Here is a 12177-nt window from a genome sequence, read left to right on the forward strand (position 1 = left end):
AGAGGTTAAAACTCTTTCAGACTCTGTATTACTCCGTGGTGAATCAAACTCAAAATCATACAAACATGAAAACCATAAGGCTGGCCTGGAAGGCTCTGGCACGTTTCAGAACATATACATTCATCAATATACTGGGCTTGGCCTTGAGTCTGGCTTGTGTACTTATCATCCTCCGGTATATCCATCAGGAGGTTACCGTAAATCATTTCTGCAAAGACCTTGAAAACACCTATCTGCTATATATCGAGTACGAAGATGGAAGGCGGACAATAAGCAGTAATGAAGATAGGAATAACGACCCCAACTTTATCGATCCGCTGAACGACCCGTCTGTCCTGAAAAGTACCCGATGGATTAACTTTCCGGAAGACAGGATTACAGTAGGGAAACAGATATATAATGTAAAAACCGTAGTGACCGACAGTGTGTTTCTGCAGATATTACCCTATCCGTCCGTGTCCGGCATTTCATCTCTGAAGTCTCCGAATGACGCCATCATCACCCGGCGATTGGCTGAAAGATTGTTTGGAAAAGAGAATCCTATTGGGAAAACAATGACTTACAGCACAGGGGACATCGTCACAGTTACGGGAGTAATAGGAGAGCCGACGACGAAAAGCTTTTTAGATTTCGACCTTATTATATCCGAACGATTGCAACATTCATGGTCGCGTTTAAGCAATAGTCTGGTACAACTGATACCCGGAACGGACTTTAAGAAACTGAACGTCAAGAACGAGAAGTTTATGAAGTTAAGGTGCCATATGGATGCACCGACCCGCCTGCAGTTCTTTCCATTAAAAGATTTCTATTTCGATAAGACTGTCCGCGTTTATAATAACAATATCCGGAAAGGCAACTACAATAATATCTTAGTACTTGCCGTTGTCACCATTGCTTTGTTGATAATCGGCTTGTTCAATTTCATCAACATCTATACGGTGATGATGCTCAAGCGTGCCAGAGAGTTTGGAGTCAAAAAAGTATATGGTGCCGGCGCAAAGGATGTATTCGCACAGATTTTCACTGAAAACTTTATCCTGACAGGCATGGCTCTATGCATATCCTGGTGCATTATCGAAATAACCGGTGGCATGATGGAACATGTGCTCCGGATACCGCAAACCTCCAATACGGAATTTAGTGCCACATTATCCGTAGGAATCCTGATTCTGTTGCCATTATTGACTTCTATTTATCCATTCATCAGATACAACTACGTTTCACCTTCCGTATCTATCCGTTCGGTAAATGCGGGAGGACATTCCATCGTATCCCGTGTGCTGTTTTTATTCGTTCAATACATCATCACCTTTGTACTTATTATTGTTTCCCTCTTTTTCACGAAGCAAGTCCGCTTCATGCTGTCTGCCGATCTGAACTATACCACCAAGGACATCATTCAATGTCAGTTATACGCCGAACGCTCTTCGTATGATATAAATATATCATACGAAGAGTGGGAGAGACGGAAGCAGAGAGAGAAAAGTAATCTGGCCTACATCAAAGAAGAGATGGATCATTCCCCGCTCTTTATCCGTTGGGAATATGGAGAGAACCCGAATCAGCTGGATGACAATTATATCAATGTGCGGAATGCACAGCGGGACGAGTTCAAGCAAGTTATTTACAGCAGCCTGAGCAATAAATATATTGAACTGTTCGGCTTTCAGCTAAAAGAAGGCCGCCTATGGAATGATTCTGTCGACCAATGGACTGATTATAAAATGATCATCAACGAATCGGCCAAATCACTTCTGGAAATAGATAATATAGAAACAGCCCTGATTCAGCCTGAAAGGAGATTGTGGTGGTCCTTGTCAAAATCCGAAGAAATGAAGAAGAATCCTCCATATCAGGTTATCGGAGTGATCAAGGACTTCAAAATCGGCCATTTATCGAAAACCACTCCTCCGCTCTTTATCGTTTACGAAGATCCGCGGGGCAGCTACAGAGACCGGTTGATGGCACAAATCGTTCCCGGAAAAAAGCAAGAAGCCATTGCCTTCCTGAAAAGGCTGCGCGATGAAATACTGGGCGAAGGTGAGTTTGAATACAGCTTTTTAGAAGACGAGATAGCGACCATGTATCAGGAAGACAAGCGAACTGCCGAGATATACTCCCTGTTCAGTATCATTGCCATTCTTATATCTTGCCTGGGACTGTTCGGATTGTCCATGTTCGACATCCGTCAGCGATATCGTGAAATAGCACTACGCAAGGTAAACGGCGCTACCCTGAAAGAGATCTATCCGCTTCTATTAAAGAAATACTCGATTATCCTGGGAATGGCATTCATCATTTCGGCACCTCTGTCCTGGTATATCATTTCGAAATATCTGGAAGGATTCGCCAACAAAGCTCCTATATCCTGGTGGCTGTTTGCAATTGCCGCCATAGTGACTGCTTTCATATCACTGGCCACTCTGATATGGCAAATACGGAAAGCTGCCAATATCAATCCGGCCAAAGTATTGAAAGGAGAGTAGTAAATTTGTATTTTTGTGCGCATGCGCACTATGATCGTGCTAATTCACACAGTGTGTTTTAACATCACAAGCACATAAATAATAGTGTTTCAACAAGTTGGCTTTTTGGCATACTTCTTGAAACACTATTTGTAAAAACAAGAACCCGAATGATACGACATTATTTTAAAATCGCTTTCCGCAATCTGCTGAAATATAAAACCCAAAGTATTATCAGCATTATCGGACTAGCTGTAGGAATCACCTGCTTTGCCCTTGCTACACTATGGATACGCTACGAGATGACATACGACACCTTTCATCGGAGAGCCGACGACATCTACCTGGTAAGAGCACAACTCACAATCACAGACGGCACGCTCAGCAACTCAATGCCTTATCCGGCTATAGAGTATCTACGGAAGAACATATCTGAGATTGAAGATATATGTGGCATATCTCCGTTCAAAACCAATCTTCGATTCAAAGACAAGGGTGGGGATTTATTGGCCATTGAGGTGGACTCTGCGTTTATACGCATGTTTGATGTGCGTATCCTGCAAGGCAATGTCAATTTTCTAAAGAAAAAGAGCAACGAGATAGCCATAACCGAAGCGGTAGCGAAAGAATGGTTCGGCAACGAAAGTCCTCTTGGAAAAGAGATTGAGTTGGGAAGCCGGCCATGTAAAGTGTGTGCCGTTGTCAGCGGATGGTCGCAACATTCAAATCTTTCATACGGGGCCTTGCTTCCGGCACGCCACCATCCAAGCTGGCAAAGCAATTCAGAACAGATATTTGTCCGCATCTTGCCGGATACCGACAAATCAGCTCTTCAAAAAAGGATAAGCAGCCTCGATGCTTCCTCACAGGAGAAAGAGAGTACATTAGGTAAATTGAATTTTACCCCGATTACTTCGCTCCGCTATTCTGATTATCTGCAAAAAGACGAGATCGTTATTTCATTCAACTACATTCGCTATTTTGCAATGGCAGGAGTATTGGTCATTGTATGTTCATTATTCAATTATCTGACCCTGTTTGTCAGCCGTCTTCGAATGCGCGGTCGTGAACTGGGACTCCGAAAGGTTTGTGGATCTACCAACCGTTCGTTGTTCGCATTGCTATCTGTCGAATACCTGATTGTCTTGCTAGCCGGTTCTCTGCTGGGCATGGCTTTCATCGAGGCCTGCTTACCCCATTTCATAGAACTGGCTCAGATATCAGAAGCTACCCCGCTGTATACAGAAGTCATCATTTACATACTGGCAGTCATCGTTTTATCTTTCGGTATTTCACAAATTCCTCTATATTACTTCAGAAGCCGTACGTTACAGAGTAGTATTCGCAATAAAAAAGGAAGTCCCCAGCGCGGAATATTCCGCCGGCTCGGACTGATAGCACAATTGATCATCAGTCTGGGCTTCATCTTCTGCACCACTATCATGATGAAACAACTCTATTATCTGAAAAACACAGATCTGGGAATAGAACGCCACAATATAGGCAATGTTGCTGTCTGGATGAAAGGAGATATTAATGAATGGAGTTCTAAGATCGCCAATTTACCTATGGTGACTGAAGCTCTGCCTCCCCACTACTTCCCGATAGTCCCTACAGGACCTATGATGTATACAGATATTAACGGTTGGGACGGACTCAATGAAACCACTGATGAAACATATTCCGTCGGCCTGATACCTTCGGGCAAAGAGTTCTTCGACTTTTATGGATTGCAGTTGACAGAAGGGGAGTGGCTATCCGAAAAGAACTCTCCCGGAGATGTCATCATTAATGAAACGGCAGCACTGACGTTCGGATGGAGAAATCCAGTAGGAAAACAGTTCTACTCAGAATATGAACACAATCGGACATATTATACAGTAGTAGGAGTGGTGAAGGACTTCAGCTACCTGCCACCCACTATCGCTCCACGCCCTCTCGCCTTTGTCCGCACTGAAGAGCAGAAATATCTATGGTCTCGTGCCAGTATTCTTTTTAAGTTTACGGAAGGGAGTTGGGAGGCCTGCAAAGATACGATCCGGAAAATGAAAGAAGAAGATTTTCCCTCTTCGTTCTTGAGACTTTATAACGAGGAAGAGGAGTATAATAAATATCTGCGTTCCGAAAGTGCGTTGATGACCCTGTTGGGGATCGTTTCTATCGTATGCGTCATTATCTCTATTTTCGGCATCTTTTCGCAAGTAACTTTGTCGTGCGAACAAAGACGCAAAGAGATCGCTATCCGCAAAGTGAATGGAGCCACCATAGGAAGTATCCTGCAGATGTTCATCAAAGAATATTTCGTCCTTTTGCTTGTCGCGGCTCTTATAGCATTCCCGGCAAGCTATGGAATGATGAGAGTGTGGATAGAAAGTTACGTCAGACAAACTTCCACCCCATTTTGGATATATATCGTCCTGTTTGCAGGTATCGGTATCATCATCGTCATCAGCATCTTCTGGAGAGTGTGGAATGCAGCCAAACAAAATCCGGCGGAAGTAGTAAAAACAGAATAAAAAAGGATCTAATAATATGATACGACATTATTTGAAAATTGCATGTAGGAATTTGCTGAAATACAAGACTCAGAGTATCATCAGCATCCTAGGATTAGCTATCGGATTTACCTGTTTTGCGCTTGCTGTCTTATGGATACGTTACGAAATGACATACGACACCTTCCATGAAGGTTTTGACCGTATTCATTTGGTGTATCAGAAATCGGCATTAAGTGACACAGGCGTTACAACAACAATTCCATATCCGGTATCCACTTCTTTAGAAAAGCAGTTTCCGGAAGTGGAAGATGCCTGCGGTTTTCTTTTTTATGAACAGGAAGTGACAGTAGACGATGGCGCTATCCGGCAACTGTATGAAATCAATGCAGACTCTTGCTTCATGCATATGTTCGGGATACAAGTACTCTCCGGCAGCCTTGATTTCCTGGAATCGGAAGAGCGGATAGCACTGACAGAGCATGCGGCCAAGGAACTTTTCGGTACGGAAAATCCGATCGGGAAGGAAATCAAACTGTATGGTGCCCCTAAAACCGTATGTGCGATCGTCAACGGATGGAACCGTCATACCAATTTACCTTTTTCTATTTTAACGGGAGGAATACGTCAATGGCATAATGCATGGTATCACGGAGGATTCCATGTATTTATAAAATTGCACAAAGAAGTAAATGCCGAGGCTTTTCAGAAAAAACTGGAACAAACGAAACTCGAAACAGACAGCAAGGGCGGCATGCAGAATCTGATGGTTATGCCCATCAGTAAGTGCCACTATACTGTACTGGCCGACCAAAATGCCATCCAGTTCAGCTATATCCTATTCTTCTCAATTGTAGGCGGATTAGTTATTCTTTGTTCGCTGATCAACTACCTGTCTTTGTTTGTCAGCCGTTTACGGATGCGAAGCAGAGAATTGGCATTACGCAAAGTATGCGGTTCATCAGACCTCCATCTGTTCACCCTGCTTGTTACAGAATATCTGCTGATCTTGTTGGCCGCAGGACTTATGGGAATGGCCCTGATAGAATTGGTATTGTCTCCGTTCAAAGAATTGTCGGGAGTAAAAGAAGGAGATATTTACTGGGAATCTTTTTTATACTTCGCCCTCGTCATCGGATGTTCTCTTGCCACATTCCTGCCTGTAACTTTCTACTTCAACAAACGAACGCTACAAAGTAACATACAGCAAAAAACCGTAAACAGATACGGGTATCTGGGACGTAAGATAAGCATTGTTTTTCAACTTTCTATCAGTATCTGCTTTATCTTCTGCATCAGTGTCATCATGAAGCAACTCTATTATCTCAGCACCACAGATATTGGTATAGAACGCAAAAATATAGCGACTCTAAGCATATATCCGCAAAACAATCTATTGCCTGCCGCTGATAAAATAGAGCAGTTTCCTTATGTCACTCAGGTTCTGAAAGGACACTTTTCGCTGCTACCCAAAACTGCATCCATGGCTATGCACTTCAAGGATTGGGACGGAAAACAACCCGGAGATGCAGAGATCGATATGGAAGTACTGATGGAAAGTGAAGAGTTAGCACAGTTCTACGGCATCCGCCTTTTAAAAGGAAAGATGCTGAAAGAAGGAGAGAGGGATGCCGGCACTATTGTAATCAATGAGGCAGCGGCCAAAGCACTCGGATGGAATGATCCGATTGGGAAAAAACTAATCAGACCCAACGGAACGGGGACAACCGTTATCGGTTTGGTAAAAGACTTCCATACGACATCGCCTACCACTCCCATAAAACCTATCGCATTTATAGCCAAAGGCTTTTCCGGATTCGACCTGGGCAAAGGTGATGTACTGATAAAGTATAGAGAAGGCGAATGGCCCAAACTTAAAAAAGACATTGAAAAGCTATGTCAGAAAGAATATCCGGAAAATAAAATCAGATTATCCAATATGGAGGAGACCTATGACAACTATCTCAAATCGGAGCAGACCCTTTTGAAACTCCTGAGTTGTGTAGCTGTTGTCTGTATTCTGATTGCTGTATTCGGAGTGTTCTCTTTAGTGACATTGGCATGCGAGCAACGGCGTAAAGAAATCGCTATCAGGAAAGTAAATGGTGCAACACTTGGCAACATCCTTTCGATATTTATAAAAGAGTACCTGATATTGTTACTCTGCGCCTCGTTCCTTGCTTTCCCGGTCAGCTACGTGATCATGAAAGCGTGGCTGGAGAATTATGTCGAACAAATCAGCATAGGCGTTTCGATGTATGTCACTATCTTTATGGGAATCGGTATCATCATAACCGCCTGTATCGGCTGGAGAGTATGGAAAGCCGCCCGTGAAAACCCGGCGGAAGTAGTAAAAACAGAATAAAAAAATCTAATAATATGATACAACATTATTTTAAAATTGCATGTAGAAACCTTTTAAAACATAAGGTACAGAATATCTTAAGCATTGTAGGCTTATCTATCGGTTTTACAGCTTTCTTGTTAGGTGGGTATTGGCATTACTGGGAATATCATTTTGATAGTTTCCACCCTCAAAGTTCAAGGACTTATGCCTTGACTACCACCGGTATATTTAAAACAGCCGACGGATCTGTCGGAGAATTAAACCAGATACATCAGATGGTGGAAAAAGATCTGGTTACTTTCCCTGAAATAGCTAAAGTTTGCCATGTCAGCGAAGTAAAATACGAATTTGAGAAGGATACAAAAAGTTGGATCGGAATGAAAATAGACTCCACTTTCTTTGATATCTTTCAATGTAAACTGATCGAAGGGAGCTATTATAAAGTTCCATTTAACGTAAATCATGTGATTCTGACTCAAAAAATGGCCAACTTCTACTTTGGTGACAGTAGTTGCGTAGGGAAAGAGTTGAAAATCAACGACAAATTATCATATACCATTGCGGGAGTAATGGAAAATTATCCCCAAAACAGTGATTTCAAATTTGAATACCTGATTCTGGCCACTCCATCCCCCAATCAAGTAAAAAGAAATACGACTTATGTATGGTTACACCCTTCGGCCGATGCTGCACATCTAAGTAAAAAGATAGCAGCCTACAGAGTCAAAGAACCCGATACCAAATGGAGTAAATATTCTGAATGGCACTTTCATTTGCGTCCGTTACCCGAAATTCATACCCGCTGCTCTCCTGAGCTGAAAGGCAGGCTTCAACATATCCGGATTTTGGCTACGGCGGGAATATTGGCATTTGCCAGTGCATTAATGAATCTGCTTGTTCTATTCATTGGCCAGCAACAACGAAAAGCGCGCTATAATGCCACTTTTTCCACTCTTGGTGCTTCCATCTACAGTTTGATAGGGAAAAACTTACTTGAATTGACCCTCCCCCTGTTCATAGCATTTTTGCTTTCAATGGCATTTATCGAATTCCTGTTTCCGTTTTATAAGGATTACACCAGTTTGGTAGCAGAGAGCAGTAGCTATTATAATGGAGTCATCCAGAGTATCACCCGGCAAGAAGTACTGAAAGCATCCTATTGGATTTATCCGTTATGCTGCCTGATATTTCTGGTTTTAAGTACGGTTCCCATCGTCGGTCTGCTGAAACGAAACAGTCGGGGAACTTCGCTGGCACTTAGAAACGGATTGATAATCGGACAAATCTTCATCGGCTCTTTATTCCTCCTGACTTCTTGCATGTTCTACAGTCAGTACCGATTCATGAGCCGTACAGACAAAGGACTGGTCACCGATCACATCTGGCAGATCGACCTCGGATTCGATGCAACCTACAATACTGATTGTACCCCTTTTATAGAAGCACTAAAACAAAACTCAGCCATCGATGACGTAACGGCCCTGACACAGCCTCTCCTTGTTTTAAGAGGAGAGTGGTATTGCAGTTTTATCACTCAATTTCCCATAGAGGGACGTAATAATGTAGATGAAGCAACAGAAGATAATTGCATCGTTGTGCAAAAGAATTTCCTTTCCTTTTTCGGAATGAAGATGAAAGAAGGAGAATGGATACAGGATCAGGGGACAAGAGATATAGTTATCAACGAAACCGGTGCCCGCGAACTCAACATTCCTTCACTGACAGGACGTCTTATACTCAGTGATGACGAAGATTCGGAGAATCATGCAGTACCCACCAGAATCAGCGGTATTTTACGTGATTTCTACTACTGTCCGATGCAGTACCCGCTGTCGAAGGTCTTCTTTATGTATCAAAACAATGCTGATGCAGCAAGGGGGTACAATGGATTCAGGTATTTCTATATAAAGGTACATCCGGATAATGAAAAACAAGCACTGCAATACGCCAGGAGAATCTATTCTCAATACAGCAAAAAAGAAATCTCCGAGGATATGCAGATCATTCAACTTTCCACCTTAATGGAACTGTTCAATCGTCCGGAAAAGACGATGTTCCGTATCTTCCTGTTATTGGCAGTACTCTGTATCCTGATTTCTTCTTTCGGCGTTTTCTTCCTGGTATCGCTCTCTACCGAACAGCGTAAAAAAGAAATAGCCATCCGAAAGGTAAACGGAGCACAATTTTCAGATATCCTATACTTATTTCTGAAAGAATATTTATGGCTGACACTGGTCAGTAACGCAATTGCTCTGCCTTTAGGATATTTATTTATCAAAAGGTGGTTGGAAACCTATGCGTACCATACTGATATTCACGGATGGCTGTTTGTATGTGTATTCCTCTTCACCTGCATCATCGTTATTCTCTCGGTCATGCGACAAGTGGTAGTAGCTGCCAAAATCAATCCGGCGGAGTCGGTGAAAAGTGAATAAATGATTGCAGTGCGTATTCGCACTGCAATCGTGCAATATCACACAGAAACAGAGATAACAGAGAGATCCTAACAATCAAAGATACAATCATTTAGCAGTTTGGCATATTTATTGAAACTATAAAAGAGAAGTTTAACGGTAAAACACACGGTATTTACACAACAATAATTAAAACGAAGAAATCAATATATCTATGATACTACATTATTTAAAGATTGTTTTCAGGCAGATGGCTAAACGCAAAGCACAAACTGCTATATCTATATTGGGAATCACTGCCGGTTTGCTCTGTTTCAGTGTATGCAACTATTATAATCGTATTTTCAGTACAGGTAACAAGGATTTGGCAACTTACGAAAATCAAGCAGAAATATGCATAAAAGAAAGATCTTACCAAGTAAATATTCCGATAGAGGATTTTGAAAAGAAAATAGGTAAAGACAAATTTGAAGCAGTTGCTTTTTATGTAAATTCTTCATCTACAATCACATTAGATGAAACGGTATATTGTAAAGTGGACAAAACAGAATGTAATGCTGATTATTTCAAAGTATTTCCTACAGAATGTATAGACGGCTCCTTAAAACAGTTTGGTATTTCGGGTAACGAAGCTGTAGTAACGACTGAGTTTGTCAAACAATTCTGTGGAGGCATCCCGCCGCTGGGAAAAACGATCCTTAACCAGAGAGGCAAAATACATACCATTATTGCCGTTATCAAGCCCTATCCGGCAGGGATGAATAATTATCACAGCAGCTACGATGTTTTTCTTCCACTACCTGAAAATGCTTCATTTGGGATACACAAACTACTGCTCAAACGCCCGGAAGATGCCGAACACATTTCACAATTACTGCCTAAATTGGGACTTTTTCCCAACCATCCGGAATGGATACCACAAATAGTGCTGGATAGCCAGACAGAACATAAGGCAGGCGCTGAATTATGGGTTGCTATTTTGGGGCTATTGGTCTTATTGGTAGGCATGATCAACTATTTCTCATTCAGTATAGGAGCATTTGCCAACCGTTACAAAGAGATCAGTCTACGTAATACGCTGGGTTCTACTTACTGGGGACTTTTCATATTGCTATTCCTTGAACAGGCTGTCATCATCCTGATCTGTGGAATAATTACCCTGGCCATTACTGAGAGCTTGCTACCTTGGTTTATAAGTACATTTTCTAATGAAATACAAAGAAACTTATACATAGATATACATCGATTGTGGGTTTATGAATGTCAATATATAGGAGGCTTGTTGCTTATCAGCTTACTGATCTCATTCATCTCTTCCTGGCACATTGCCCATAAGACAATAGCGCAAGGATTGAGGGGGGGGACAACTACCGGACAACGTCACATAATCCGTAACACGTTACTGAGCGTCCAGCTACTCTTCTCTTTTCTATTCATTGTAGGTACAGTCGGCATCCGTATGCAAATGAAAGAATACGATCTCTCAGCCAATCCCAATCTGAGCACAGAGGTAAAAAAAGAAATTATGGTAGTAAATATAGGCAGATACGATCGTATTCGAGAGCATCAACCGGAACTGATAAACTTCCTGCGCTCACGCCGTTGGAATGCCGAAACAGCCTACACTAACAGGGATTACAGCCAAGAGTATGGATTTACCGAACTCTGCTTCGTTTCGGATGATTTTTTTAATTTAATGAACATCAAATGCCATCACAAACCGGGAGAACCTTTTTGTTACGTAAACGAACAATTATACCAAACTTTGCAAGCTGATTCTACCTCCGAGTCTTTTCGCTTTCAAAACCAAGTATATCCGGTTAAAGGTTTAGTCCATATAGGTCCCGATTCTCCAAGTGCAAAGCAATTGGCTCTTTTACCACTTTCTGCCATGAATGACGAAATCGGGAAAATATATATACGATTGGTCCCTGATGCTCCTCGCAAGGAAGTAAAAGCAGAAATGAGCAAGGAGATGAATCAATATCTGCCACAGAACGAACCTTTCGAGTTCATCAGTTTATATGAGGAACAAACCGGATTAGGAGCTATCTCGGTGATGTGGCTGTTCGTTGTCTGCTCTTCCATTTGCTTAGTGATTACGGTACTTGGCGTTTATGGAGCTATCAGCATTGACACTATCCGTAAACAAAAAGAAGTTGCCATCCGTAAAATTAATGGTGCACGTTTACCGGACATCTATTGGTTGTTTGCTAAAAACTACCTGATTTTATTTTTAATAGCTTCGGTAATAGGAGGTTTAATTAGCCTCTTCGTCATGGTCATCGGCAGCCAGCATCGAGTCATATTGTTTGATTATGCCGATCCATGGCTTTGGATGGGTCCCCTCATGCTATTAATAGGCATAATAACAGCTACAATCAGCTGGCAGATATATTATATTGCACGGACTAATCCGGCAGAAGTAATTAAAAACGAATAAATCAGAGAAA

Annotated in this window: 5 protein-coding genes; all 5 read left to right on the plus strand. The window is 41.9% G+C overall.

Features of this window, described 5'->3' with window-relative positions; all coding sequences use genetic code 11:
* Nucleotides 1-65 precede the first annotated feature (65 nt).
* The 5 genes from BF9343_RS11625 (at nt 66) to BF9343_RS11645 (ending at nt 12167) form a co-directional block, all read left to right on the plus strand.
* A complete protein-coding gene (locus BF9343_RS11625) occupies nt 66-2489 on the plus strand; it encodes an ABC transporter permease (RefSeq protein ID WP_010993016.1) in 2424 nt (807 codons plus the stop codon).
* Nucleotides 2490-2638: 149 nt separating this feature from the next.
* Complete coding sequence (locus tag BF9343_RS11630) at nt 2639-4984, plus strand: ABC transporter permease (protein ID WP_005793795.1); 2346 nt, start codon at nt 2639-2641, stop codon at nt 4982-4984.
* Nucleotides 4985-5000: 16 nt separating this feature from the next.
* Nucleotides 5001-7328 (plus strand): ABC transporter permease, encoded by a 2328-nt coding sequence (locus tag BF9343_RS11635; protein WP_010993017.1) that lies wholly within the window; start codon nt 5001-5003, stop codon nt 7326-7328.
* 14 nt (nt 7329-7342) lie between these two features.
* Complete coding sequence (locus BF9343_RS11640) at nt 7343-9745, plus strand: ABC transporter permease (RefSeq protein WP_010993018.1); 2403 nt, start codon at nt 7343-7345, stop codon at nt 9743-9745.
* A gap of 193 nt (nt 9746-9938) precedes the next feature.
* A complete protein-coding gene (locus BF9343_RS11645) occupies nt 9939-12167 on the plus strand; it encodes an ABC transporter permease (protein WP_010993019.1) in 2229 nt (742 codons plus the stop codon).
* Nucleotides 12168-12177 lie beyond the last annotated feature (10 nt).

The sequence above is a fragment of the Bacteroides fragilis NCTC 9343 genome, assembly GCF_000025985.1.
GTDB classification, from domain to species: Bacteria; Bacteroidota; Bacteroidia; order Bacteroidales; family Bacteroidaceae; genus Bacteroides; species Bacteroides fragilis.